23 protein-coding genes are annotated in these 25,256 nt (G+C 43.8%); 10 read left to right on the top strand and 13 right to left on the bottom strand.

Features of this window, described 5'->3' with window-relative positions; all coding sequences use genetic code 11:
* Positions 1-73: 73 nt before the first annotated feature.
* Both QUB16_RS18730 and QUB16_RS18725 read right to left on the bottom strand, forming a co-directional pair.
* Positions 74-766, bottom strand: coding sequence for a PEP-CTERM sorting domain-containing protein (locus QUB16_RS18730; protein WP_333318324.1), 693 nt, complete (start codon positions 764-766; stop codon positions 74-76).
* Between the two features lie 102 nt (positions 767-868).
* Positions 869-1,894 carry a hypothetical protein gene (locus QUB16_RS18725; RefSeq protein WP_333318322.1) on the bottom strand — a complete coding sequence of 342 codons (1,026 nt, stop codon included), beginning with the start codon at positions 1,892-1,894 and terminating at the stop codon, positions 869-871.
* Between the two features lie 1,051 nt (positions 1,895-2,945).
* Between QUB16_RS18725 and QUB16_RS18720 the strand changes: the two genes are divergently transcribed.
* Positions 2,946-8,087 (top strand): S8 family serine peptidase, encoded by a 5,142-nt coding sequence (locus QUB16_RS18720; RefSeq protein ID WP_333318320.1) that lies wholly within the window; start codon positions 2,946-2,948, stop codon positions 8,085-8,087.
* A 282-nt stretch (positions 8,088-8,369) separates the two neighbouring features.
* Here the strand turns inward: QUB16_RS18720 and QUB16_RS18715 are convergent, their stop codons facing one another.
* From QUB16_RS18715 to QUB16_RS18705, 3 genes are read right to left on the bottom strand one after another with little or no spacing between them, the layout of a single operon-like run.
* Positions 8,370-8,660, bottom strand: a complete 291-nt coding sequence (locus QUB16_RS18715) for an endonuclease domain-containing protein (RefSeq protein WP_333318318.1) — start codon at positions 8,658-8,660, stop codon at positions 8,370-8,372.
* A complete protein-coding gene (locus QUB16_RS18710) occupies positions 8,647-8,943 on the bottom strand; it encodes a DUF2442 domain-containing protein (protein WP_333318316.1) in 297 nt (98 codons plus the stop codon). Before QUB16_RS18710 ends, QUB16_RS18715 begins: the two co-directional genes overlap by 14 nt.
* A gap of 13 nt (positions 8,944-8,956) precedes the next feature.
* Complete coding sequence (locus QUB16_RS18705) at positions 8,957-9,091, bottom strand: DUF4160 domain-containing protein (protein WP_333291193.1); 135 nt, start codon at positions 9,089-9,091, stop codon at positions 8,957-8,959.
* Between the two features lie 188 nt (positions 9,092-9,279).
* Here QUB16_RS18705 and QUB16_RS18700 point away from each other — a divergent pair, with 188 nt between their 5' ends.
* The 3 genes from QUB16_RS18700 to QUB16_RS18690 all read left to right on the top strand — a co-directional run bounded on the left by QUB16_RS18700 (position 9,280) and on the right by QUB16_RS18690 (position 10,398).
* Positions 9,280-9,810, top strand: coding sequence for a hypothetical protein (locus QUB16_RS18700; protein WP_333318314.1), 531 nt, complete (start codon positions 9,280-9,282; stop codon positions 9,808-9,810).
* Positions 9,807-10,028, top strand: a complete 222-nt coding sequence (locus QUB16_RS18695; RefSeq protein ID WP_333318312.1) for a type II toxin-antitoxin system RelE/ParE family toxin — start codon at positions 9,807-9,809, stop codon at positions 10,026-10,028. The genes QUB16_RS18700 and QUB16_RS18695 overlap by 4 nt, the downstream gene beginning before the upstream one ends.
* Positions 10,029-10,098: 70 nt before the next feature.
* On the top strand, positions 10,099-10,398 hold the full coding sequence (locus tag QUB16_RS18690; RefSeq protein ID WP_333318310.1) for a hypothetical protein: 300 nt from the start codon (positions 10,099-10,101) through the stop codon (positions 10,396-10,398).
* A 68-nt stretch (positions 10,399-10,466) separates the two neighbouring features.
* On the opposite strand, the gene QUB16_RS18685 is transcribed toward QUB16_RS18690, so the two are convergent.
* Positions 10,467-11,540, bottom strand: a complete 1,074-nt coding sequence (locus QUB16_RS18685; protein ID WP_333318308.1) for a radical SAM protein — start codon at positions 11,538-11,540, stop codon at positions 10,467-10,469.
* A 447-nt stretch (positions 11,541-11,987) separates the two neighbouring features.
* Between QUB16_RS18685 and QUB16_RS18680 the strand changes: the two genes are divergently transcribed.
* The 3 genes from QUB16_RS18680 (at position 11,988) to QUB16_RS18670 (ending at position 14,826) form a co-directional block, all read left to right on the top strand.
* Positions 11,988-12,782, top strand: a complete 795-nt coding sequence (locus QUB16_RS18680; protein ID WP_333318306.1) for an ABC transporter permease — start codon at positions 11,988-11,990, stop codon at positions 12,780-12,782.
* A gap of 226 nt (positions 12,783-13,008) precedes the next feature.
* Complete coding sequence (locus QUB16_RS18675) at positions 13,009-13,872, top strand: aldo/keto reductase (protein ID WP_333318304.1); 864 nt, start codon at positions 13,009-13,011, stop codon at positions 13,870-13,872.
* 276 nt (positions 13,873-14,148) lie between these two features.
* The gene (locus tag QUB16_RS18670) at positions 14,149-14,826 is read left to right on the top strand and encodes a GIY-YIG nuclease family protein (protein WP_333318302.1); all 678 of its coding nucleotides are present in this window, start codon (positions 14,149-14,151) and stop codon (positions 14,824-14,826) included.
* A gap of 154 nt (positions 14,827-14,980) precedes the next feature.
* On the opposite strand, the gene QUB16_RS18665 is transcribed toward QUB16_RS18670, so the two are convergent.
* Entirely contained in the window at positions 14,981-15,829 is an 849-nt protein-coding gene (locus tag QUB16_RS18665) for a DUF3598 family protein (protein WP_333318300.1), read from the bottom strand.
* 18 nt (positions 15,830-15,847) lie between these two features.
* Between QUB16_RS18665 and QUB16_RS18660 the strand changes: the two genes are divergently transcribed.
* The gene (locus QUB16_RS18660) at positions 15,848-16,657 is read left to right on the top strand and encodes an SAM-dependent chlorinase/fluorinase (RefSeq protein WP_333318298.1); all 810 of its coding nucleotides are present in this window, start codon (positions 15,848-15,850) and stop codon (positions 16,655-16,657) included.
* Positions 16,658-16,763: 106 nt separating this feature from the next.
* On the opposite strand, the gene QUB16_RS18655 is transcribed toward QUB16_RS18660, so the two are convergent.
* Complete coding sequence (locus QUB16_RS18655; protein WP_333318296.1) at positions 16,764-17,660, bottom strand: alpha/beta hydrolase; 897 nt, start codon at positions 17,658-17,660, stop codon at positions 16,764-16,766.
* Positions 17,661-17,698: 38 nt separating this feature from the next.
* Positions 17,699-18,703: a site-specific DNA-methyltransferase gene (locus tag QUB16_RS18650; RefSeq protein WP_333318294.1), complete on the bottom strand. Its 1,005-nt coding sequence runs from the start codon at positions 18,701-18,703 to the stop codon at positions 17,699-17,701.
* A 171-nt stretch (positions 18,704-18,874) separates the two neighbouring features.
* Here QUB16_RS18650 and QUB16_RS18645 point away from each other — a divergent pair, with 171 nt between their 5' ends.
* Positions 18,875-19,678, top strand: coding sequence for a helix-turn-helix domain-containing protein (locus QUB16_RS18645; protein ID WP_333318292.1), 804 nt, complete (start codon positions 18,875-18,877; stop codon positions 19,676-19,678).
* Between the two features lie 82 nt (positions 19,679-19,760).
* On the opposite strand, the gene leuS is transcribed toward QUB16_RS18645, so the two are convergent.
* The 3 genes from leuS to aat all read right to left on the bottom strand — a co-directional run bounded on the left by leuS (position 19,761) and on the right by aat (position 24,091).
* On the bottom strand, positions 19,761-22,316 hold the full coding sequence (gene leuS / locus QUB16_RS18640) for a leucine--tRNA ligase (protein WP_333318290.1): 2,556 nt from the start codon (positions 22,314-22,316) through the stop codon (positions 19,761-19,763).
* Between the two features lie 368 nt (positions 22,317-22,684).
* Entirely contained in the window at positions 22,685-23,365 is a 681-nt protein-coding gene (locus QUB16_RS18635) for a Uma2 family endonuclease (RefSeq protein WP_333318289.1), read from the bottom strand.
* A gap of 129 nt (positions 23,366-23,494) precedes the next feature.
* Positions 23,495-24,091, bottom strand: a complete 597-nt coding sequence (aat, locus tag QUB16_RS18630; protein WP_445242358.1) for a leucyl/phenylalanyl-tRNA--protein transferase — start codon at positions 24,089-24,091, stop codon at positions 23,495-23,497.
* Positions 24,092-24,137: 46 nt separating this feature from the next.
* Between aat and QUB16_RS18625 the strand changes: the two genes are divergently transcribed.
* On the top strand, positions 24,138-24,467 hold the full coding sequence (locus QUB16_RS18625) for a hypothetical protein (RefSeq protein WP_190740107.1): 330 nt from the start codon (positions 24,138-24,140) through the stop codon (positions 24,465-24,467).
* 223 nt (positions 24,468-24,690) lie between these two features.
* Here the strand turns inward: QUB16_RS18625 and rpsN are convergent, their stop codons facing one another.
* Positions 24,691-24,993: a 30S ribosomal protein S14 gene (gene rpsN, locus QUB16_RS18620; RefSeq protein WP_006633844.1), complete on the bottom strand. Its 303-nt coding sequence runs from the start codon at positions 24,991-24,993 to the stop codon at positions 24,691-24,693.
* Between the last annotated feature and the right edge of the window lie 263 nt (positions 24,994-25,256).

Raw genomic sequence — 25,256 nt, 5'->3', positions numbered from 1 at the left:
AAAGCGACATTTATTATGTAGGTTTCAGTCTTAAGTTGTCAGCAATGAGCTCTGCCTAGGAACCAGCTAAATATTACCCCCTTTTTGAAACCCTTTTCTTCCACCACAAACCCATTCCAGCAGCCACAAATGTACCAACAGCAGTCATCGGTTCCGGTACAGAAGCATCAGCAATAGGTTCATACTCATAAATTGCACTAACTGTAGTGTTAGCCACAACCTTACCCCCAAAACTACCTCTAGCCGGACTCCCCAGAATTTGAGTCAAACCAGTTGTCGCCACGCCAGCAGTAAAAGTATCACCATCGCAGCCAGTTAAAGCACTTAAAAACTGCGGCAAATCATAACTCTTCGACACAGTACCAGAAGCCGAACCGCTAACACTTCCCGTACCGCCACTAGCAATCTTCGTTTCCGGCGGACTCGCCAAAACACTCAAAGTCAAATTAGGGTCAACTTTCAACAGCGGAATATTCACAGCAATACTTGCATTAGTCGCCGCCGTCCCCATAAAATCTCCCGTCAAAGGAGTAATGCTCACATTATTATTAACAGTAGACTTAACCGTAACATAAGCCCTTAATAGCGTTCCCAAAAGCGAATTAAACTTGGGCAAAACTACATTCGTGCTGCTATTTAACGGCTGCGAACCCAAATTCACAGTGTAAGTTTGAGTAAGAGTAGCCGCTTGTGCAGAAAAACATTGACTGACAACTGCAAAACTCAAACTTCCGCTAACAATTCCCAACTTTTGAAAAACATTCATTTCGATAAACTCCTACAATAATAAAGTTGCATTTTGTGGCACGGGCGTCTCGCCCGTTAGGTTAATCGTGGCACGGGCGTCCCGCCTGTGATTAATCTGCGGTTAAAAACTCCAAAGCCGCAAAACCAAATTACCCAGCAATGACGCTAGATAACTCAAAACCCAAACAGTATAAAGTATACTCAAAGGCGCGTAAGCCGCCAAAACCCATTGCGTTTCCGCTGCTTCCTCAATCTCCTCCCGCCGCAACAAGTCCACATAAAAATCAAACGACCTTTGTCGCAGGTTGTTAATGCCAGTTCCAGCTACTAACAAATAATAACCGTCAAATCTATTCAACGGATTCAAATTAATTGCAACTGTCAGCAAGGCTGCCACCATCAACAAATAACTAATTTGATGCCAAACCGAATTTGACTGAGAAAACAGCCACATCCAAACAGCAAATGCCCAAATTGTTACTTGGATTAATACTCCGGCTGCTACTACTAAAACCCGGTGTTTCCGCCGGACTAAACTGTATTGGTCGGTTGTATCTGTGTAACATCCAGGGATGAAACACATAAACAAGAATCCAATTTCTTTAACTATGCCGCCGTAGTGTTTGAGCGTGAAAGCATGACCTAGTTCGTGCAAAGCTATTACCAGCATTGTCAGCAAGACAAATTGGAAAATAGTCTCATTTTTTCCGGCTATCCACAACTGCTGATGTGAGGCTGCGATTTCGGCAGAGGAAGCCAACCACACTGCTACAGAGGAAGAGATGAAAGCGCACAGAAAAAAGCCAAATTCCCACGTCCAAATCCAGCGGAATTTGTCGATGTGCCGCGATAGCCAAATATCGGGATTGACTAGGGGAATGGTGAAGGATAGCAGGTTAAATTTGGCTTTCGGTGGCTTGGTTCCTTCTAGCATTCCTGCTTGTGCTAAGTCTCTCAAGAGATTTTGCACGTCTTCTAAATCGAGGTTGTATTCAGCGAGAATATTAGTTATTGGCTGTTGGCTTAATTGTAAAATTACCTGTTTGTCCAAGTCGTCTACTTGAATACAGGTAATGTCTTCGGGATTGCGAAGTATCCAATGACCGTCGGGATGAGGTATCCACTGCACCGCTGATTTGAGTTGCATGGTAGATTGTCACTTTGGCTGACAAAGTTTCGATTTAATTGAATAGGAGTTACTCGTTTTTAGGCGGAGATTCTGATCCCCCCTAGCCCCCCTTAATAAGGGGGGGACAAGAGAATCAACTCAAAGTCCCCCTTCTTAAGGGGGATTTAGGGGGATCTAGACTTTCGGATCAAGCAGAGAGACAGTGGGTTTTAGGCCGAAACTCGATCCCCCCTAGCCCCCCTTCTTAAGGGGGGGACAAGAGTTTTAACTAATTTAGGAATTACGCATTTTAGGCCGAAACTCGATCCCCCCTAGCCCCCCTTAAGAAGGGGGGGACAAGAGTTTTAACTTAAAGTGGGTGTTTTTATTGAGTTGTTTAGAATCGATCGCCCAATTGTGTTTGTATGTTTTCTCCGCTGGGTTTTTGAGATTTTCGAGCCGCCCTAAGTTTTTCTGGAAACGGAAAGTTTCAAGGCGAAATTTGCCCCTGTTTTAAGGAAGCAGGGAAGTATTGAAGTATTTTGTGAAGAAGCTTTAGTGATATTTGTTTGGGCTTTAGACTTTAATCCAAATTTCACCTTTGTGTTCATATTATCAGAAAGCAGAAAAAAAGCAAGTGTAAATTCTAACTATTTTAGGAATTACGCATTTTCCACCTGTCATTGCGTGGGAAAGGAGGGTGTAGCGGATGTTTCTGGTTGAGGCGGGAATTGCTATCCCTTTGCAAGGCGTAAGTCATAATTAAGTTGCCAGAAAAAAGTTTACACAAACTTTACGATCGCACATAGAACTTGGGTGTATGATAACCGTGTGAAGAAGCAAAAAATCATATAAATTACGCATTAACAAAGTATTGGCGCGATCGCCCGCCTGACCGTTAGCAAAGCGCGGCAGATGTAAAGCGATCGCCTATACAGAAAATTTGTTAAGTTTGCGTAAATTCTCAAATAAACAGAAAATTTTGACGATTATTGAAAAATCCTTGTCAACAAAGGATTTTGGTTGAATGTCTGAAGGCATTTAATTAAGTTCTTGCGATCGAATTCATATTAATCAGGGTGCAAAAGTTATGGGCTGGCTAAATTTTGGTGGCAAAAAACGCAAAGAGGCTCAAGATTTTGGGAATTCAAGTAAAACAAAGAGTCGGAAACGACCGAAAAGTTTTAGATTAGAAACAATTGTGACTCCGAGTGTGGGGGTTGGGGGTTGGCTGCACGAGTTTGACTACTTGCATCAGTTATTGGGTTCTTTGTCGCTGTCTGATTTAGATTTACCTAATTTCTTGGCTGATAGCGGTGTTTGCCCGATCGACCCTTTTGGAGCTCCAACTAACAATTTACCGCCGCTGATTGATTTTGACCCGCTGGGTCTGTACCATGATGGGATTGCCACTCAAACTCCTTACAATCCGGGCGGTGCGTTTGAGACTTTGCCGATTGCTTTAATTCCTGTCGATCCGCATTCGCCGAATCCTAACAATCCGAATGCAATCCGTCAATTGCTAAATTTTCCTTTGGCTTCTCAGCCGTTGTTGGGGTCGATTGATACTGGTGTGAGTGCCGATAGTCCTTATTTGAATTACGCGAATATTAAGAAGGGCCGCGATTATGTGGGCGGGGATGACAATCCGTTGCTGAATCCTGGGGAAGGTAGCGAGCACGGTACTTTTATGTTGGGGATTATTGATGCGATTAATAAGACAGCGCCGAAATGGGTGGGAAGGGCGATCGATTCTGGGAGATGGGCTGATTCTTTGGTAGAGTTTGTGGATGCTGCGAAGGCTTCTGGACAGAAAAATGCGATCGCCAATCTCAGTTTGGATTTGACTCAGAAGAATGCTGACGGGAGTGTGACGACGCGCTATGAGTTGACTCCAGCAGAACGTAAGGCGTTAGAATATGCGCGGCAAAATGGAGTTTTGCTGGTAACGGCGGCGGGTAACGATGGCGGTGTGATGTCGGTTTTGGGTCAAGCTTCGCAGGAATTTAACAATATTTTGACGGTGGGGGCGGCTGACGGGAAGAATCGGGCTGCTTATTCGAGTTATGGCCGAGGTTTGGATATTTTGGCGGAAGGTGGGACTCCTGAGAACCCAGAATGGTCAACGGTGGGAGAGGGTGTAGGGACGATGGCGGGGACTTCGGTGGCGACGGCGAAGGTAACGGGGGCGGCTTCGTTGGTGTGGGCCGCAAATCCCGATTTGAGTTACCGTCAAGTGATTGAGATTTTGGAGAAGACGGCGAAGGATTTGGGCGCGCCCGGGTGGGATGATGAGACGGGTTTTGGGTTGTTGAATGTGTTGGCGGCGGTGGAGAAGGCGAAGCAGACAACGCCGGAAGTTTATAATCCTGAAGATTTCTTGAATCTCACAACTTGGAGTAAGGAAGGACAAGTAACGCCGGAAGAACGGGCGGTACAGGTGCATCAAGTCCAGAATCCTTCGGGACGGCGATACTATTACGGTTGGCTGAATAATTCTAATCGAATGGATCGTTTTGATTTCACGGTGACGAGCAAAAAATTGGTACAGTTATCCTTGAAGGATCTCTTTGATAATGAATTCCGAGAAGCTCAAGTATCTTTGTGGGATGATTATGGCAATCGTATCGCTGTAAATCAACCAGATTTTAATAGTAGTTACAGGAGTGTTACTTTATACCCTGGTAAGTATCACTTGCAAGTTGATAAGGGTTCGCGCTATGAAATTGATCCCTATAAACTGATATTGAATTTTAACGAAGATAACAATACTTCTGTAGTGGATGATAGGATTTGGCTACCTAGACCTACTCCAGTATTTACGAATCCTGGTGGGCCGCAAGTAACCGTTCCCGTTGAACCGCAACCTGTGGATTGGCAGAAGATTGCGGAAGAACAGGCGAAAGCTGACTTATTGAAAAAACAGCAAGCAGAAGCGGCAGCAAAAGCGGCAGCCGAAGCAACGGCAAAAGCGGCAGCCGAAGCATCAGCAAAAGCGGCCGCAGAAGCCGCACAACGCCGCAGACTAGAGGCGGAAGAGAATGCTCGACAAGCGATCACTCTGGCTTACATTCAGAATAAATCTTGGTTGGGTAATCCTCTCAATGGTGTTCAAATTGATTGGAATACTTTATTAAATAGTCGGGTAGCCGCGATTCAGTATTTTGATGGCGGTTATGTGGTCTGGAATGGTATCCACGCAGTTGCTTATAAAACAGGGTCTGGCAATTCATCTGCTACTAATGTGACACCTGTGGAGGTGCGGCTGCACGATTTGGGGATGCAATACGGTCGCCAAGAATACGGTCAGTATGTTGGTTTCTCCAAGCGCCAGGATTACTATAAGTTTACCCTGGAAAATTTGGGCGATTCCTATCCCCATGAGTTGCTGTTTGCTCTTAGGTCTAATGGGGTTGATATTCCGTTGACGGATGCGACAATTGAGATTTTAGATGATCAGATGAAGCGCGTGCCTTTGTCTCAAGTTTGGCAACCTAACGGTCAACCGGGATTATCTCACTTAAATGGCACTACTTATTATGTGCGGGTAAAACCTGCTAAAGATAATCTCAATTACGGGCTCACGCTCAACCTTGATTCAGCACAGGAAAATTTAGGAACCGCCCGACCATTAGGAGCAATTAAAGGTCGCCGCCAGTTCCGCGATTTTGTGGGGAATAAGGGCGATGGTTTAGGGGATTACTATAGCTTTTCTGTGGAGCATCCGAGCCTGTTGCATTTCAGTTTATCTGAGTTAGAGGCGGGTGCTGATGCGAATGTTGAGTTATTAGATACTAACGGCAATGTCGTCAGTCTCGATTCGCTTTCTGGCAAGGTAGGAGCGAAAAAACTCCAGCCGGGAAGTTATTATCTGCGGGTGATTCCTGCTAATAATACTAATACTAACTACACTCTGACTATGCAAATGGCAGAGGAGTTAGGGACTTACACGGGTCGCCACGAGTATAAAGACCGCATTATTGCCGGCAAAAATCGGGAAGCTTACTACCGCTTGAATATTGACGCACCTGCTGAGGAGTTGCACTTATCGCTGAAGAATTTGAGTGCCGATGCGAATGTGGAATTACTGCGGGATAATGGCGGTGGAATTGTGAATAGTACCCTGATTTTTCCGGTGGATGGTTCCAATCAATCTGGGACAGAAGCGGAGTACAAAGGTTATGCCAATGTACAACCGGGCAATTATTTAGTGCGGGTGTATTTGCCAAATTCATCGACTCAAGCGGCTAAGTATGATTTGGTGATGAATCTTGACCAAGCTGGTGAAGATTGGAGCCAAACTCGTGACCTCGGTATGTTGACGGATATTGCTCCATTAAGTGATTATCAGTTGTCGGATTTTGTGGGGGCTGATAAGGGGGATAGTAGTGATGTTTATAAGTTCCAAGTGGGCGATTATGGGCTAGTGCATCTGGCGCTGAAACCGCCGGCGGGTGATGGGGAAGCGAATATGTTAGCGGCTAACATGAGGCTTCAGGATGAGTCTGGGAAAGATGTGATTTTCTTGAATGCTAATAAAAATAGTGGCGAAAATTACGCGGCTGCTCATTTGCAACCTGGTAAGTCTTATTATCTGACTGTCATTCCTACTCCGGGGATGATGACTAATTACAATTTGGTGATTAACCCAGTTTCAGAGGAAACGATTAATGAATTCAAAGTTAGTGGGGATTTATATAAAGTTTTTGCTAAGTATCGAGAATCTCTTGGAAATCCTACTTCTGCTGTAACTAATCAATCCAATGGAGTTAACTATCAGGCATTCCAAAATGCTTTGATTGTCAGCAGTAGTTATGGAACTTACCCTGTTTGGTGGGGAATTAAAGATGCTTACTTGAACAAGTATGGTAGTTTGAGTGGCAAGTTGGGTTCGCCAAAAGGGATGGAATATGATTGGAATGGAGGAAAGCGGCAAGATTTTGCGGGTGGTTATATCACTTGGAAAAATGGTACGACTAATGCTTATAAACCAGATGGTTCTCCTTTGTATCCACCACCTGTATCACCTAATATGGCAAAAACAGGCTCAATTGTTAAGGCTTTACAGATAGCTATTTTTGGACAAGAGAGTGGCTACAACTACGCAGCCGTTAACTCTGATTCTGGGGCTTTGGGAATTGCTCAAGTGATGCCAGAAAATATTCCTTCTTGGAGTCGTGAAGCGCTAGGGTATCCGATTACTGCTAATCAATTCTTGAATAGTCCAGACCTTCAGCTAAAAATTGTTGCTTACAAGCTGAATCAATATTATCAGCAAGCTATAGCTGCTAGTGGGGGTAATGTTGATATTGCAGTGCGTCGTGTGGCATCAGATTGGTATTCAGGAAATCCCAATCTTTACAATAACACAAGCCCACAATATACCAATGGTGTTCAATATCCCAGTATTGCTAATTACACCCTTTCCGTTCTGGGAAAATTTAAGCAGGCCTATGATGGTGGTAGTCGTGGCCCCATTAACACTGAAGACAATCTGCCTGACAAAATGCCATTGCCGTTGAGAATAGAAAGTGACTTCTTAACTCTAGCTCCGGCACCTTTAGGGGTAATCAAAATTATTCCAGCATTAGGTGGAAATCTTCTTCTTTCTTTTGATAAGTTTACCTTTAAAGCTAAACTTAAGATAGAAAATCAAGGAAATATTCAGTTAGCCGCTGAGAATATTCAGAAAGCAGAGAGGGCTGGCAGAGGATTAGAGTTTGAAAAAATGTACTCTTCTGTTTCTGCTGGGGGAGCAGGGATAGAAATTCATTCTGATAAAATCACTGGTGTTTTTACTGTAACTGACACTTCGGGTGCTTTAATTGAGTTTAAATTACCAACTGAAATAACATCTCCAACATCTGGTAAATTCTCTGTGACACTAGAAACACCGTTGAGTTATTCTGATGATGCCATAAGTATTGAGGGTACACCATATTACGAAATTGAAGGTCGCTATGCTGGCATCCCGAATACAATATATAAACCAGTCCCGGCTCAAGAACCCATACTAGCTCCTCAGACAACAGAAGATTTGCCATATTGGATGATACTTGCTGGTGTGATTATGGTGCGTGGAGTAATGGTTGTTGGACAACTTTTAGGGAGGGTAGCTCTTGGACAAATCCAAGCGTATGCGACGCTAATGGGGATAGCAATATATATTGCTGAACAACCAATATATATTGATGAACACCAACAAAAATCTGACCCCGATCAAATAGCGTAATTTTAAATGTTAGGGATGGGGAGGGCGATCGCTATGAGTGGAATGGGAAGGCCGATCGCTCTTTTTGGTATGGAAAGGTCGATCGCTCTTTTGGCATGGAAAGGTCGATCGCTTTTTTTACGAATCGCGCGAGCGATCTATATTGAGTCAACTTTTCCATAGTACAATTAAATTATGTTGCCTAATATTTTATCCGATAGCCTCGATCGCATCCAGCCACCCATTCAACTCCCCTCCCCTCATGTCCCCCCCTTCTTAAGGGGGGTTAGGGGGGATCTAGCCTCAAAAATCACCCTCAATCAAACCCAACAACTCCCCACAAACCCCCTCAAAACTCTGCAACACCTCAACATTCGTAAACGTGACAACCTTCAATCCATACCCCTGTAAAATCCCGGTTCTTTCTGCATCATATAGTTTCCCTTGTTCCGTAAAATGACTCTCCCCATCAATCTCAATTACTAACTGTAAAGCCGCACAATAAAAATCTACAATAAAATTGTCGATCGCTCTTTTGGGATAGGAAGGTCGATCGCTCAGAAGAATCGGGTCTTCTTTCTCAGCGAGCAACATGATGAATAGATTCAATATATCGCTCAATTTCCTCCTCTGTGCCACTAATTCCATTCTGCCAAAGTTCATATTCACTGATATCTATCTCATCATTCCAATCCAGTGCATAACCACCAGGTTCAACTGTAAAATTTCGGAAAAACACAGGATTACTTAAGGTCGTAAACATCGGATTATCTAATAACTTAGAGATGTCGTATTTTTTAAATTCTAGATTGGTAAACTTAACCATCAATGTGCGATCGTCAATAGCTTTAGCAGAAACAATGCGTTGAGGTTTCATAAACATATCGGAGTTATTTTAATGGTGGAAGTTTACTAAATTCTTGGCTATTCCACATATCCAGCAGTTCTTTCTGGTACAACGTAGCCCATTCTATTACCAGCTTTTGGGCCCGATTCGGTAAATCTCCTTCTATAATTTCTCGCATACTCAATACCGATCAAAGCGTTTTACTCACCGTAAACTGCGTGAAAATGAGGAGGTGGGTGAGCCCCAAAGAAAATTTTGATGATTATTCCGTAAAATCGTGCAACTGCTGGCAGAAAGGTTCTTTAAAGAATGATACGAGGACTATTATAGCCCAGCCAAGGAGACAATATTAGTTTATCCCAAACCATGTCTACTCGACAACTAGAGCGAGCTCCCTTTTTGGCAGGGAAAGGTCGATCGCTCTTTTTGATATGGAAAGGTCGATCGCACTTTATCTCTTTTTCTCAACGCGCAGGCGATCGCCTTTTTCTATCTGCCACAGTCAAGAGCGATTCCCTACGGGATAGCTTCGCACGCGCGTACTTTTGTAATAAAATACGATACAGTAGAAGTATTGTCCAACCCTTGCCCCCATCCGAGGTAACAATGCAAATCACCTTGAGCCAAGAGCAAACCCAAGTCCTTGAAGCTTTAGTAAAGCACGGTCAATATCCCTCCCTTGAAGAAGCAATTAACACAGCCTTGCTGTTATTAATCGATGATGTTACTTTATCCGATGACGGCAACAGCCCAAACTATTTAGCGTGGGTACAAGAAACTGGGAAGAAAATCGATATAGCACGAGAACAAGCACAACGGGGTGAGTTGCTCAATCCAGACGATGTATTAGCTCAACTTAGAGATAAAGTGAAAAAAGCCAGAGAATTAAGAGCATGAATCGCTTGCTTATTACGCTCGAAGCGAGTCGAAATTTATCCGAAATTTCCGATTACTTTTTGGCGCAAAGCGTGGATGCAGGAGAGCGCTTTGTGGAAGGATTTGGTAAAAAATGTCAGCAGATTGCACAGTTTCCATATTTGGGGCGATCGTATTCACAATTTTCTCCCAGTTTACGTGGTGTGCCAGTGATGGATACATCATTTTTTATCAAATAGTTGGTGATGGTATTGAGATTTTGCGCGTTATTAGTGGTTATCGTAACTTGCAGGATGTTTTCAATACTGATTGAGTAAAAGCAATGCGCTCGCTATTGTGTCTGGGAAGGTCGATCGCTCTTTTGGCATGGAAAGGGATATTGAAAAATTCTTAAACTACCTGATTCCTAATCAAGATTTGTTCCAGCAGACAACATCCACAATTTGCGGGATGGTGGCAATCGCACAGGTGGAATTGAAACGGGAACAGGAACAGAGGGAACGTCAGCGCGATCGAGAACAAATAGACTTATACAAACAAAAGGAAAAAGAGCACAAAGATCGCGATCGAGAACAAATGGAAATCGACAGCAAGAACGAAGACAACTAAACAAAAAACCGGGTTTCTGATAAAACCCGGCCACCATAAACACAAGCAATATTAACACGGCTCAAACCTCAATTCTTTAATAACTTCATCCCCATTTTCACCTTGTCCAAAATCGTTTTTTGCGAAACACAAGTAATCAGACAAAGCTTGCCGCAATTCAAAGTATCGCGGCGGACTTCCTGAGCTTTTTGGCCGTACCAAATCTCGCGGGCGCTGGCGTCTTTCACATTACCAATTACCGGAAACTCATCGCACAATTTCACATCGCCGCGCGTATCAATCCAGTAATTGCGGAGTCCAACGCGACAAGGACGAGTTGAATCAGGAGCTTTTTCTTCGGCAAAGTGAGGAATCATCAATCGCAACACTTCATCGCTGTTCATAATCGGAGCACCGTTCTTCTTCATTTCAATTAGCCGCTCGATTACTTGGGAAAATTCCTCCATGTCTTCTTTTTCAATCCACAATTCCTCGTATGTTTCTGGCGTCCAGCGGTTGACTGGTTGGAAGTTGACCGTCGTCGCCCCAATTCCCTGAGCCCAGGTGACTATTTCCGGGAGGTGGCGGAAATTCAGTCGGTTAATTGTCGGTTTGACGTTGATCGGAAACAAGACGTTCTGTTTTTCTTGTTCTTCGCGCAGATAACCGATTCCTTTAGAAAGTCTGTCGAATAATCCCGGTTGACCCCGCAAATAATCGTGCAGTTCTGCATTCGGCCCGTCAACGGACATATTCACATTAAAAGGACGCGCCGCTACAGTTTTGGCTGCGTTTTCCCTGGTCATGCAATAGCCGTTGGTGGTGACGCCGGCGTGAATGCCATTTTTATTCGCAAAGGCCAGCAAGTCGAGAAAACCTTTTTTAATATAAGGTTCGCCACCGCTAAAGTTGATTGAAAATTCGCCCACAAATTCTTTGACGCTCAAGAGGGCATTTTGCCATTCTTCGATCGTCATTTCGTCTTTATATTCTTTGAGTCGCCAATACTCGCACTGGCGGCATTTAACATTGCAGTGCTCGTTGACAATCCCGTAAAAAGTGACTGGGCTTGTCACGTCGTATCCTGTATTGATCCGCAGCGATTCGGCTACTGCACTCTTGGTGTGCTTGACGCCCAGTCTCGATAACGTTAAAGCATCCATGTCTTTTTTTCCTTACGTGTTGTTACTTAAGTCAATTTCTCGAGCCATATTTGGTACGTAGGAATACGTATTTCTGATTACGTATTCCTTTTGAGTACGTATGCCCCATCCTAAGTGTTCCGTTTGGGTTTGGCTAGATGTTTGTCAAATATTTATAATATTAAGACTTGTAACATATTAGTATTTTCAATCAATTAAGCGGAGTTTTGTCTCCAAACATGAACCATGCTTAATATTTGCCAAAATATATTGCCTTAAGATTGACTTAAATTAAGAATTGTAATTTTTATTTGAATTTTGTTAAATAACTTAATACTATTTAACAGTAAAACTACTTAGGTAAGCGGTATCAATAATTTATTGTTATAGTGAAATGAACACCCAGTACAGCAGTTAACTTTACACAAGCTTTACAATAGGGGAATTTAAGTATTTACACGGCAAAAAATGGCTATAAACATGGGACGATATTTGCACGTACTGAAAATGTTCTGGGGTGCGGCGATCGCAGCGGAACTAGAATACCGAATCAACTTTGTCCTGGCGGCCATCAGCAGCCTCGGAAATCTTACGGGCAGCTTGTTTGGGCTGTTTTTGTTCTACCGTACCGGCTACACGTTTTCGGGCTATTCATGGGAAGAGGCCTTAGTTGTACTCGGTATTTTCACGATTTTGCAGGGGTTTTCGTCAACGTTTCTAGCACCTAATCTCAGCCGTATTGTCGATCGAGTCCAGCAAGGTACTCTCGATTTCGTACTCCTCAAACCCATCAGTTCCCAATTTTGGCTGTCTGCAAACACAGTTTCGCCTTGGGGAATCCCAGATTTAATCTTCGGCACCGTATTGCTGCTGTATGCTGCCAACAAATTGGGAGTAGCAATCGGCAACTATTTTTTAACAGCAATACCGCTGTTATTCGGAACTATTACTCTTTACAGTATATGGTTTATGTTAGGGGCCACCAGCATTTGGTTTGTCAAAATTTACAATGTTACCGAAGTCCTCAAAGGATTGTTAGAAGCGGGTAGATTTCCAATGGCCGCTTATCCTGCAGCTTATCGATTTTTCTTCACTTTCGTAGTTCCCGTTGCCTTCTTGACGACTGTGCCTGCAGAAGCCATGCTGGGGAGAGGTGAAATCGTTTGGATCGCAGGGGCGGGAATATTGGCGATCGGGCTGTTATTTTTCTCCCGCTACTTCTGGCAATTTGCACTCCGCTTTTACACCAGCGCTTCCAGCTAGTTAAGTAGGTAGGGTTGGCTGCTGCGGATCGAGATTGTCTATTATGTTTGAGAGGGAGAGGATTTGACAGGTGCGGAATAGGGAAGTGAAATATACATTTTCAAGGCAAAACAGCTTATCTAAAAAATATTTTGGTCTATTTACTTAGATAGTTAAATAAATGTAAGATTTCAACTTATCCTTGAAATGTAAACTGGAAATAAACCACGCAAAGGAAGGGAAACCAATGAAAAGAAAAAAACTGGGTAACAGTAATTTTACTATCAGCGCGATCGGTCTTGGAGGTATGCCAATGTCCTTAAGCGGCCGGCCGCCCGAAGATCAATCAATTGCAGTAATCCACCGCGCCCTCGATTTGGGTGTCACCCTAATTGACACCGCAGATTCCTACTGCCAAGATGAATCCGACAAACACCACAATGAACACCTGATTGCCAAAGCTTTGGAACAGTACACCGGAGATACTCGGGCCGTTACTGTCGCCACTAAAGGCGGCTTAATGCGGCCTCAAGGTGCATGGACGCGCAACGGCAATCCCCACCATTTGCGCCAGACAATTCGCGAAAGTTTTGAAGCATTGGGCGGCAAGGAACCGATCGACCTTTGGCAGTACCACTCGCCCGATCCTGCTTATACCATCGAAGCAGCCCTAGCACCTGCAAAAGAAGCAGTAGAAGCAGGAATGATTCGATTTATTGGAGTGTCCAACTTTTCTGTAGAGCAGATCAAACGTGCCCGCGATACAGTAGAAGTTGTCTCCGTGCAGAATCAGTACAATCCGTGGCACAGACAGCCGGAATCAGACGGGGTTCTGGAATATTGCGAAACCGAAAAACTGACATTTTTTCCCTGGAGTCCTTTGGGAGGAAGCCGCCGCGTCACCAGCTTGCAAGAGATGCCCGCGATCGCAAAATTAGCCGCAGAAAAAAACGTTTCAGTTTACTGTATAGTATTAGCTTGGTTGATGGCTCAATCGCCCTGCGTAGTTCCGATTCCCGGTGCGAGCAAAGTATCGAGTATTGAGGACTCTGTGCAGGCGCTCGAAGTTAAATTGACTGACGAGGAATTGCAACAAATTTCCGTAAGTTAAGTATATAGCAATCCTCGCATCATTTGTGTAATTCTTGTAGGGGCAAAACCCACGCCCGGTTGCCCCCATGATGCTGGGGTAGGCACGGGGAGTAGGGGTAGCACTACCCCTACATCTCATTTAGGATTGCTATATAAGGGCAAAAAAAACAATAGAACAGGCAAGATGCCTGTTCCACGAGAACTTTATTGTGGGGAGTAGGGGTTGGGCATCTTGCCCGCCCCTGAAAGCGGGATTTAATGAGTAAAGTTGACATTTTTTGAGGAATTGAATTTAATGGAAGCTAATCAAGTGAATGCCGATCGAGACGTAGCAATTGAACATCAAAACGTACCTGTCGCCCATGAAGGACTGCACAACTTTTTATACAGTTCCGACTCAGAACACAGCGCAGCGGCTGCTATTTCTGAATTAGAAAATGACGGCACGCAAGTAATGTCGATCGATACGTGGCGCGATTTGGCAACTAACGCGAAAGTCGCCGGCGTGTATGCTGTAATGGACACTTCCCGCAATACTCAGTTTATCGGTTATTCGCGAAATATCCTGCTTTCAATCAACGGTCACATCGCCCAAAATGGCGTCGAAAATTGCGCTTTCCTGCGGGTGCAAACTTTCAAATTCCCCAAGCGGGAAGAAATGGAAAGTTTGCGGGATGCTTGGATAGCAGAAATTGGCAGCATTCCACCTGGAAACGGTGCTGAAAGCGAAATGTGGGCGGCTACGGTAGGTCAAGCAGCGCGATCGGCAATGTCTGCCGAAGAACAAAAAGCTTATGAGGAAAAGAAGCTGAAATTGCGGAAAGCAATGGCAGATTCCACTCTTACCAAAGAGTTAGAAACAGCCGCCAAAAGTGCTGGCGAACAGGCTAAGGATTTGGAAGCGGCTGTTAACAATGATGATTGGAGTGCGGTGATTCAATCGCAAACCCAGGAAACAAAATCCCGCAAATAAAATTAGCTGCTACATAAACTTTCCTCCGCCGTAAAGTGGACTGGAAGAGCATCAAATCCAAAGGGCGGGTTTATCTATTTCCTGAGTTACCTATAAATATTTAGGGTAAAACCCGCCCCTACTAACTAATGACTAATGACTAATGACTAAATTACTAATGACTAATTTTTCGTTCTTTAATTAAAGTCAAACTTACCCATTCACCCCGATCGTTGTAACTGCGAATCATCCGAAACCGCAAGTCAGGTTCTACCAACCAACCAGCCTCGAAAAATATAGGTTTTCTGGATTCAATCTTGACAGGTAAAGTGCAAGAACCGCCGTCAGGAAGCAGCACAACTTGCACGGGCGAAGTACCTTCGTTAAAGTGCAGAACTGAACCGTCTATGGTGGCGCTAGAAGTGATAACACTAGCATTACTGCCAAAAGTAATTTTCTGCTGTAGGCGATCGCTACTTTCCAAATGCAATTGTAAATTGGTAGAATAGGTATCGGGAGAACGCGAATCAGGATACATTGTCACGGCCTCGCCCTCCCACTCTCCCAGCAAATCGTCAACTGTTAAAGGCGGACGTTCGGGGACATTTTTATCAAGCTGCTTTTCCCGAATTAAGATAAGTTTTGATAAATTGCCGTCGGTATTGTATGTCAGAGGGAAGCGCAACCGGCGATAATTGTAGATAAAACCAAACTCGGCACCGCACTCAGAATAAGGCGCTAGTTGAATAGTTCCCTGACAAAAAGCTCCATTCTCAAAAAATAGGATATCTCGTCCCAAACTTTGATATTCTCGAACAAGTTCGCTCACTTCCGGTTCGCCGACACCGCTAGGATTTGGGGAAAACCGACGGAGTTTCAATCGCACATTTTTGTTGTCATTGAAGCCTTCGAGAGAAATAATGCTAGGAGTATCTTGAAGTACCTCTCCTCGCGTTGATAGCTGAGTGAAGGAACCGTGCCATTCTCCCAAGTTGTGCAGAAAGTTTTCCCATTGTGATACCATATTTTTACCTGTGGATATATGTCTAAAAATAGAATTATAACTCTGCTGACGGATTTTGGATTAAGCGATGTTTATGTGGGAGTGATGAAAGGTGCGATCGCCCAAATTAACCCGCAGTTAAAAGTCATTGACATTACTCACCAAATACCATCTCAAAATATTGCGGCCGCGAGGTTTTGTTTGATGACTGCTTTTGCTTATTTTCCCCCGGAAACCGTACATATTGCTGTCGTCGATCCGGGGGTGGGAAGCAAGAGACGCCCGGTTGCGATTAAATGTGCTAATTGCTTTCTTGTCGGGCCGGATAACGGGTTGTTTAACGGGGTGTTGAGTCGGGAAAGTGCGATCGCATCTGTCGAACTCACCAACCCCAAATACTGGCGCACACCTCAACCCAGCAGCACTTTTCACGGTCGCGATATTTTCGCTGCTGCGGGCGCTCACTTGGCGAACGGGGTGGCATTGGAAGAGTTGGGACGGGCGATCGACCCTGCAAGTTTAGTGCAGTTAGAGATACCAAATTGTGCGGTTACAGCCACAGGTGCAGCAGGCTGTGTTCAATATGTCGATCGCTTTGGCAACCTAATTACTAATATCCCCAATAATTGCATTATAGGTAACAATTGGTCATTGACAATTAGCAATAGTTCTGATGCAATTCGCATCCCCAGCGGTAAAACCTACAGCGACACCGAACCGGGCGATTTAATTGCCATAACTGGTTCTGACGGTTGGGTAGAAATTGCCGTTAATGGCGGCAGCGCTCAATCTGTATTAAAATTGGAATGCGGAGCGATCGTGCAATTGCTTTTTGAAACTAACAATTAAATAGGACTTACCCATAGGTGCTCAGAAACCGGGTTTTTTACGAAAAAACTTTGTTGTAACCAGCAGATGCGGTGAAAAACCCGGTTATGAAGGCGGAGTGCGTAAGTCATAGTTTTTTTCGATCGATTACTTTTGCGGCAAAATCCACAATAGTTTGGCGATATTCGGGATTATTAAAAAAAGCATCTCCATTATTGTGCCTAGCATTAGGAACTAGCAAAATTTTTTTATATTCAGGAGAACTAGCATATAACTTTTTGCTCATAGTAGCAGGAACAAAACGATCGTCAATCCCGTGAACAAACAAAATCGGCATTCGCAGTGATTTAACCTTAGCAAGAGAATCAAACCTTTGCGTCAGCAACAACCGCACCGGAAAAAATCGCATATAAGCATTATTTTCCACCATATCCAGCATAGAAGTAAACGAATTGTGGACAATCAAACCAGCAGCTTCTGGATGCCTGATTGCTAACTCAATAGCAACAGCACCTCCCATTGAATGACCATAAAATAAAATTTGGCTAGGCAACAATTGCCGCTGCTTAACTAAATAATTATAAGCAACTTCAGCATCTTCATATACTTGTGATTCCTTCGGAAAACTGCCTTGACTGCGGCCGTAACCCCGGTAATCAATCAGCAATACAGAAAAACCCAATTGCCGAAAGCGGTAAGATTGAGTAATATTCGCACCGATGTTCAAACCCCTGCCGTGCAGGTACAATAAAGTTCCTAATGATTTTCGATTGGCGGCGGGCAGCCACCAACCGTGAAGTTTTTCAATTTTGCGCGATCGACCCTTAACTGGCAACCAAACTTCTTGGTAAGGGATGTTAAAAGCATCCGGTGTTTTGGCGATTGTAGCTGTTGGCTGAAAGATGAAACGAGTTTGCAGAAAAAACAAGAGTATACAGGAAGCAATGTAGGCGATCGCCCAAATTTTCCCTATTGAAAATAGCAACTTCAAACAATGTCTGTATCTATTTTGTATTTCTATCATTGTGGTAACTCAAATAAAAATTCGACTATTTAGCCCCATTAAAACGAATAATTATTAACTTCAAAAAGTAGCCTATTTTGAGGTAAAATCAATCCTGATGCTTCCTCAGTTAACAATTGGTTGTATATTGTATCCGCTTGCCAAAAAAAATCTTGAGGCAAAAATCTAAATATTGATGCAGCAACATATTGTTTTTCTTTTTCAAAGCTTATCCAGTTTCTTGATAATTGTTCTGCTGCATAACCCGTAGTATTAGAACCCGAAAAAATATCTACTACCAAGTCTCCCGGTTCAGTAAGAAAATTTATAAAAAATGACGGTAATTTTTGGGGGAAACGTGCCGGATGCGCCTTAACATTAAACTCTTTGCACCAACGCAAGTATTGAGAATTACTTTCAGAATTAGAAATCTCTAGCAAATTAGATGGAATAGCACCTCCATTATCTTTGGCAAATCGATCGCTAATATTGTGACCGGAAGGACGTTCTTTGGGCGTGTAAAATTCATCAGCATTTTTTAAAAGTTTTTTCATTCTCTCAGAATACTCTACTTTGACTTTAGTAATATTCGCTTGAGGCTGATTCGTTTTGGAAAGCCACCAAACAGTATTCACAGAATCTTTAGCCCTGATTTTCTTTTTATTCACCCACTCTATAGGAGATGGAAGTTTTGAAGGATTAAACCAGAAAAACTCTTGAGCCAGTTTAAATTCATATTCGTCACATAATCTAATAAGTACGCGGTAATTATACAGCGAGCGTACAGGTATGCCTTTTTGATAAGCACCTCCAAGGTCTATAACAAAACTTCCAGTATCCTTAAGAACTCTTTTAATTTCAGGAGCAAAGCCCAGCAGCCAATCAACATATAAATCTTGATCTTCATTTCCATAACTCTTTTGGCGTTGCAATGCAAAAGGAGGGGATGTAATCACCAAATCTACAGAATTGCTAGCAAGACTATTCAGGAGATGAAGAGAATCTCCCAAATAAGATTGACCGTATTGGGTGGTGTAAATTGGGGCCGGCAAAATGTTACTCATGCTTAATTTATATTAGTTTAAGGTACAACAGACACAGCCTACTGTCATTATATCAAAATCCGTACTGTCAGTCTTACTAAATCCGTACTTTCAGTACGTTGTTTTGTGTATAAATTCTTCGTACCATTCAAAAAGCGAACTTTCCGTTCGTTTTTATGAATTGTGAGGGGTATGAATTACAAAGAAGCCAGACAACAATTTGCGGCCAACGTAAGTCAGTTACGCAGAGAAAAAAGGATGACACAGGACGAGTTAGCAGAACTCATAGACAAGACTACTGACTATATCAGCTTATTGGAACGCGGTGAAAGATCGCCATCCTTTGAAGTTATTTTCGCTCTAGCTGAAGCGCTCGATGTACCCGCTACTTATTTAATCAGTTTTAGCCAAAGCGGCGAGAGTACAGCTCTCATTAACACCCTGATAGCTGAACCAGTTTCTCCGTCAGTTGTAGAGCCTGTTGAAGAGGCTGTTACCACGGAAGCAGAACGCATTTCAGATGCTAAACGGCTAGAAAATGCTATGAAAAGCATCCAAGAATTGCAAAATCTGGCTAGTGAATATGGTATTGCGGATATTTTTCAAGATAACGGGGGAAAGACTTTACAGTTATTAATCCTTTTAGGGCTGCGGATATCACCGGGACGTGAAGGAAACGATGCTATTGATGCTGAAGGAAAAGAATACGAACTTAAAACAATAAATATTGCTCTTAATAGAAGCGGTGGGGTCAATACTCACCATCATTTGAATGAAATTATACTTGACAAATATCGCAGAGTAGAAGCTTGGTATATTGGACTGTATGAAGGCATAACTCTCAAAGAGATTTATAAACTTACACCTGAAATGCTGGAACCTAAATTTAAAGAATGGGAAGAAAAGGTAAGGCTAAAAAACGAGCCGCTAAACAATCCTAAAATTCCCTTAAAGCTAGTAAAAAAAGGGCAACTTGTCTACTCTTACAGTAAATAATAGTTGCCCGATAGTGTTTAAAGGGGATGAGGTTGTGTTTGTGTAGAAACGATACGTTGCCTACAGGTAGCGACTTTTACACTCAAGCTACCACGAAATTAACCAACTTTCCAGGCACCACAATTACCTTTTTAATCTCCTTACCTTCCAGGTGACGCTTGGCTAATTCCGACTCGCGAGCAAACTTTTCCAAAGCAGCTTTATCCGCACCAGAAGGCACTTGAATTGTGCCGCGAGTCTTGCCCATAACTTGAATTACCAGCGTAATTTCATCGGTAATTAAGGCAGAAGCATCCACACTCGGCCAAGTTTGCGTATGCACCGATTCACTGTTACCAGTATTGTGCCACAATTCATCAGCAATATGTGGCGCAAAAGGCGCTAACAAGCGAATCAAAGTGTTAATTCCTTCTGCATAAATTGGCGACTCTTTACATTTAGCATCATTCAAAGCATTGCTGAGTTTCATCATTTCCGAAACAGCAGTATTGAACTGATAATCACCCTCCAAATCGTCGCTAACTTCCTTAATTGCAGTGTGAATCGCCCGCCGCAAATCCTTCTCAGGTTTACTTAACACCTCTTTCTCCCCCCCTTGGCAAGGGGGGGCAGGGGGGGGTGAACCAAACTCTGTCACCACGCGCCAAACGCGATTTAAAAAGCGAAATTGCCCTTCCACATCGGCATCGTCCCACTCCAAATCCTTCTCTGGCGGCGCTTTGAATAAAATAAACATCCGCGCCGTATCTACCCCATATTTGCCCATAACTTCCAAGGGGTCAACGCCATTGTATTTTGATTTGGACATCTTCTCGTAGAAGACTTCCAAAGCTTCGCCAGTTTGAGGATCTTTGGGATTGGCGGGGTCTATATCTGCTGGGGGAACGTATTTGCCAGTAACAGGGTTTTTATAGGCCATTGCTTGCACCATGCCCTGAGTTAACAGGCGTTTAAATGGTTCGTCACAATCGATCAAACCCCGATCGCGCAAAACCTTGGTAAAGAACCGCGAATACAGCAAGTGCAAGATTGCGTGTTCGATGCCGCCGACATATTGGTCTACGGGCATCCAATCATTTGTCTTCGCCGAATCGAAGACTTGCTCTTGATTTTGAGCATCGGGATAGCGCAAGAAATACCACGAAGAATCGATAAAAGTATCCATCGTATCTGTTTCTCGCTTCGCCGGAGTGCCGCAACTCGGACAAGGAACGTTTACCCATTCTTCCATCTTTGCCAAGGGCGAACCTTTGCCAGTAAATTGTACATTTTCCGGCAACAATACGGGCAAATCCGATGCGGGTACGGGAACTGTTCCGCAGGTGGGACAGTGAATTACGGGAATCGGAGCGCCCCAATAACGCTGTCTAGAAATCAACCAATCTCTCAAGCGGTATTGCACTCGCGCTTTGCCGCAACCTGCATCTTCGGCATATTTAATTATTGCTGCTTTGCCTTTAATTGAATCCATGCCGTTGAAGCTTTCGGAATTAATCATAATTCCTGGTTCGGTGTAAGCTTCCGTCAGCGGAACTTCATCATCATCGACAATTACTACTTTAATTGGCAGTTGATATTGATTGGCAAATTTGAAATCTCGCGTGTCGTGGGCGGGTACTCCCATAACTGCGCCGGTGCCGTATTCGTACAGCACATAATCTGCAATCCAAATGGGAATTTCTTCGCCGTTGAAAGGGTTGATTGCTTTGCCGCCTGTGGGGATGCCGCGCTTTGGTTTGTCTTCGGCTGTACGATCGATCTCGCTTTGGGCGGCGACTTCTTTGATGAAGGTTTCTACGGCGGCTTTTCTGTCTTCCGTTGTCACGCGCTGAGTTAGTGGATGTTCCGGCGCTAAAACAAGGTAACTGACGCCGTAAACTGTGTCGGGGCGAGTGGTGAAAACGGCGATTTTTTCATCCATTCCGACAATCGGAAATTCTAAGTAAGCGCCGACTGATTTGCCGATCCAGTTGGCTTGCATTAATTTGACTCTTTCTGGCCAATCTGGCAATTTGTCTAAGTCGTTTAATAACTGTTCGGCGTAATCGGTAATTTTGAGGAACCACTGCCGCAATAATTTGCGCTCGACTTTGGCACCGGAACGCCAGGAACGACCTTCGTTATCTACTTGTTCGTTTGCTAAGACTGTTTGGTCGATCGGGTCCCAATTAACTGCCGCTTCTTTTTGATATGCTAATCCTGCTTCTAAAAATTGCAAGAAAATCCATTGAGTCCACCGATAATAATCAGGAGAACAAGTTGTAACTTCTTTTGTCCAATCAAAGGAAATGCCGAGACGGCGAAATAAGCCTTTCATTTGGGCAATATTTTCATACGTCCATTTTGCCGGGGGAATTCCGCGCTCGATGGCGGCATTTTCTGCGGGCAAACCAAAAGCGTCCCATCCCATCGGATTGAGTACCCGATAGCCTTGCATTCGCTTGAGTCTGGCAATTACATCGATGATTGTGTAGTTGCGGACGTGGCCCATGTGCAGGTTTCCCGACGGGTAGGGGAACATGGATAAGGCATAAAATTTAGGCTTTTGGGTATCTTCTGGCATCTGGTCTAAGTTTTGCTCAGCCCATGTCTGCTGCCATTTTTCTTCTATGGATTGGGGGTTATATCTGGAATCCACAACAATTGCTCCGTGCAGGGTTTAGTAATGTTTGCTTCAGTATTTTTACACATTCAAGGGGCTTCGATTCTGATTTTTCTGAGCTCCAAGGATTTTGGCTCTAATCTCTGTATTATATATTGTAGTATATGTAATTTTAGCTGGGGGGCGATCGACCAAATATCCCGGTTCGCCCTGAAAAGAATAAGACTTACGCACGGGTGGTCAGAAACCGGGTTTTTACCTGAGAAGACGCGTTACCGTCTGCAAAACCGCAAAAAACCCGGTTTCTTTTGTCTTGATTAGTCCTGGACTCAAAGAATAAATAACCGCAATCCTCAGAAACCCGATTTGTTTGAGAAATCGGGTTTCTTAGCATTTATTCCGGCTTAAATGCTATCTGGATCGATGTTCAGTTCCCGCAGTTTGGCGGCTAAACGTTCGGCTCTTTGAGATTCTTGTTCGGCTCTTTGAGATTCTTGTTGTAAACGCTGGCGATATAATCCCCGCTGTTCTTCTAATTCCCCATAGGAAAGAAACTTTTCTCCATCAGGTCGATAGATTTCTAAACCTTCTTCTCCCAACTCAAGCCGCACACCCAATCTCGGACTGATCCATCCCTCCATCGGCTCAATTACTTCTAGATTTCCCTCAATTCTTTGCCAACCTTGCAACTCATTTGTTTCTGGATCGTAAAGGTAATATTCCTCAACTCCATGACGCTGGTAAAATGCCAATTTTTTATTCATTTTAGTTTGGCTGTCGTTGTGGGAGCGAATTTCAAAGGCGACTTGAGGAGCAATATTTTCCTCTCGATATTGTATGTAAGAAGGCCGATCGCCCTTTGGTCTGCCAAATACCACCATCGTATCAGGTGCTTGAGAAATATCGGGTCGGCCCTCAACGGGATACCAGAGTAAATCGGCTGCTACAAAAACGTTTGGGTCATTCTTAAACAGCGATTCGCAACCTTCTTTAATTTTGACAATTAATTCGTATTGAATGGTGCTTTCTGCCATTGGTTGACCGTCGCTGGAAGGATAAATGATTTCTGCGGTTGTGACTTGCATAGTGGTTGTCTCCGAGAAGGATCTAAGCTTAATTATACTATTTCTTGAACTGTGGCAGTTTCGTTGTTCAAAAATTGGCTAATTCAAACAATCTCAATAATCCGTTTGTAGTCAGGACTTTAGTGTTTGTTAAAATAGCGAGCAGCGGCGCTTCAAAGCTGCTTGCAAAAGAGTGTTGTACAGTTTTTCCTTAACAGTATAAGCTCCGAATCTTTCCAAGTGCGGATTGTTCATTTGAGCGTCGAATAGCAGATAAGATCGATCGCGCAATCTCTCCACCAACTTCACCATCGCCACCTTAGAACCCTCGGGAATTCGGTAAAACATCGACTCCCCAATAAACGCACCGCCGATCGACAATCCGAGAATACCGCCCGCCAACTCGTCCCCGCACCAAGTCTCGAAGCTGTAAGCCCAACCGGCCTCATACAAACCCCAGTAAATCTTCTTGAGCTCCTTAGAAATCCAAGTCGTTTCGCGATCGGCACAACCCTCAACCACCGCCCCAAAATCGCGGTTCACAGCCACGGAAAATCGATTTTGATTGATTTGGCGACGCAGGGATTTCGGATAGGTAAATCTTTCATCCAGGGGAATCAGCGCCCGCTGCCGGCTGGAATACCACCCCAAACTTTCCTCGCCGTCATTTGCCATCAAGAAGTAGCCTTGGGCATATCCTTGTATAATTGTCGGTATATCATATTGCATATATTTATCAGTTGTCATTTCTCAGTTAACTTTTCAAAGTCAACATTAGCAATTAGGAATAATCATGTCTGAAACCATTGAACCTATTACCTTACCGCCCGCCAAAAACCCCGAACAAGAAGGCCAATGGCTCCAACAAACGCTGCTGGCATGGCTAGACTCCGAGTTTATCCCAGAAGCAGCCAACCAGCAAATAGCTAAAAGAGCTGCCCAAATCTATGTCCGCCAGCGCATGGAAGGCGAAAATGACGTGGGCAGCCTCGTAATTGCGATCGTCACCGAAATGCAGGCCTATGATTTTTCTAAAAGCTTCTACGGCGAATTTGCGATCGCCAATGCCGTCAGCGACTTGTTACTCGAAAGTCTCGGCATCGATAAATGCTGTGGCCAGTGAAGCAAGAAGGAGGAAAATTTAACTCATAAGTCTGAAACAAAAATCAACCCCAAACCTAATCCTGCCGATTAATTGTGAGTTTTTTTCTTCCTTCTTCCTTCTTCCTGACATCCGTTACATCCGTTACATCCGTTACATCCGTTACATCCGTTACATCCGTTACATCCGTTACATCCGTTACATCCGTTACAGAATCCGTTGCCGAACTTCCTTCTTTCTCGTGCTACCAGCTAGACTTCACAACACCGGGCAAAAGACCTTCGTGAGCCATTTCTCGCATCATGTTGCGAGACAGTCCGAAGTCACGATAGTAACCTCTGGGCCGTCCAGTTGCCCAGCAGCGGTTCCGCAAGCGAGTCCGCGAACTGCTGCGGGGTAGCTGTTGTAGTTGGCGGTGAATCGCCATTTTGTCCATCTGATTGTTAGCTTGGTCAAACTGGTCTTTCAGGTCTTCCCGCTTGTCGGCGTACTTGTCTACGAGTCTCTGGCGCTTTTTCTCGCGCTCGACCATGCTCTTCTTAGCCATAATCTGTTGATATCCTTAGATTAATCACAATCTACTATTTTACTATATTTTGGTGATTTCGGATCGCTTTTATTTGAATTATTTCTTTTGTTAACAAGATTTTTAGCAACAGGCAAGATGCCTGTTCCACAATAACTCAACATTTTTAGCAACAGGCAAGATGCCTGTTCCACAATAACTCTACACTTTTAGCAACAGGCAAGATGCCTGTTCCACAATAACTCAATTTTTTTAGCAACAGGCAAGATGCCTGTTCCACAATA

It is taken from the genome of Microcoleus sp. D3_18a_C4, from assembly GCF_036702415.1.
GTDB lineage: Bacteria > Cyanobacteriota > Cyanobacteriia > Cyanobacteriales > Microcoleaceae > Microcoleus.
The sequence above is the reverse complement of the archived record's forward strand: the minus strand, read 5'-3'. Positions and strand labels throughout refer to the sequence as shown.

What these genes read in the sequence shown, in the direction of transcription:
- QUB16_RS18635 (WP_333318289.1), bottom strand. Translation starts at nt 23,365, where the DNA reads ATGCAAGTCACAACCGCAGAAATCATTTATCCTTCCAGCGACGGTCAA.
- QUB16_RS18625 (WP_190740107.1), top strand. Translation starts at nt 24,138, where the DNA reads ATGTCTGAAACCATTGAACCTATTACCTTACCGCCCGCCAAAAACCCC.
- QUB16_RS18670 (WP_333318302.1), top strand. Translation starts at nt 14,149, where the DNA reads ATGGAAGCTAATCAAGTGAATGCCGATCGAGACGTAGCAATTGAACAT.
- QUB16_RS18705 (WP_333291193.1), bottom strand. Translation starts at nt 9,091, where the DNA reads ATGCGAGAAATTATAGAAGGAGATTTACCGAATCGGGCCCAAAAGCTG.
- QUB16_RS18710 (WP_333318316.1), bottom strand. Translation starts at nt 8,943, where the DNA reads ATGAAACCTCAACGCATTGTTTCTGCTAAAGCTATTGACGATCGCACA.
- QUB16_RS18675 (WP_333318304.1), top strand. Translation starts at nt 13,009, where the DNA reads ATGAAAAGAAAAAAACTGGGTAACAGTAATTTTACTATCAGCGCGATC.
- QUB16_RS18680 (WP_333318306.1), top strand. Translation starts at nt 11,988, where the DNA reads ATGGCTATAAACATGGGACGATATTTGCACGTACTGAAAATGTTCTGG.
- QUB16_RS18715 (WP_333318318.1), bottom strand. Translation starts at nt 8,660, where the DNA reads ATGTTGCTCGCTGAGAAAGAAGACCCGATTCTTCTGAGCGATCGACCT.
- QUB16_RS18720 (WP_333318320.1), top strand. Translation starts at nt 2,946, where the DNA reads ATGGGCTGGCTAAATTTTGGTGGCAAAAAACGCAAAGAGGCTCAAGAT.
- QUB16_RS18645 (WP_333318292.1), top strand. Translation starts at nt 18,875, where the DNA reads ATGAATTACAAAGAAGCCAGACAACAATTTGCGGCCAACGTAAGTCAG.
- QUB16_RS18700 (WP_333318314.1), top strand. Translation starts at nt 9,280, where the DNA reads ATGTCTACTCGACAACTAGAGCGAGCTCCCTTTTTGGCAGGGAAAGGT.
- QUB16_RS18660 (WP_333318298.1), top strand. Translation starts at nt 15,848, where the DNA reads ATGTCTAAAAATAGAATTATAACTCTGCTGACGGATTTTGGATTAAGC.
- QUB16_RS18725 (WP_333318322.1), bottom strand. Translation starts at nt 1,894, where the DNA reads ATGCAACTCAAATCAGCGGTGCAGTGGATACCTCATCCCGACGGTCAT.
- QUB16_RS18665 (WP_333318300.1), bottom strand. Translation starts at nt 15,829, where the DNA reads ATGGTATCACAATGGGAAAACTTTCTGCACAACTTGGGAGAATGGCAC.
- QUB16_RS18650 (WP_333318294.1), bottom strand. Translation starts at nt 18,703, where the DNA reads ATGAGTAACATTTTGCCGGCCCCAATTTACACCACCCAATACGGTCAA.
- rpsN (WP_006633844.1), bottom strand. Translation starts at nt 24,993, where the DNA reads ATGGCTAAGAAGAGCATGGTCGAGCGCGAGAAAAAGCGCCAGAGACTC.
- aat (WP_445242358.1), bottom strand. Translation starts at nt 24,091, where the DNA reads ATGACAACTGATAAATATATGCAATATGATATACCGACAATTATACAA.
- QUB16_RS18730 (WP_333318324.1), bottom strand. Translation starts at nt 766, where the DNA reads ATGAATGTTTTTCAAAAGTTGGGAATTGTTAGCGGAAGTTTGAGTTTT.
- QUB16_RS18695 (WP_333318312.1), top strand. Translation starts at nt 9,807, where the DNA reads ATGAATCGCTTGCTTATTACGCTCGAAGCGAGTCGAAATTTATCCGAA.
- QUB16_RS18685 (WP_333318308.1), bottom strand. Translation starts at nt 11,540, where the DNA reads ATGGATGCTTTAACGTTATCGAGACTGGGCGTCAAGCACACCAAGAGT.
- QUB16_RS18655 (WP_333318296.1), bottom strand. Translation starts at nt 17,660, where the DNA reads ATGATAGAAATACAAAATAGATACAGACATTGTTTGAAGTTGCTATTT.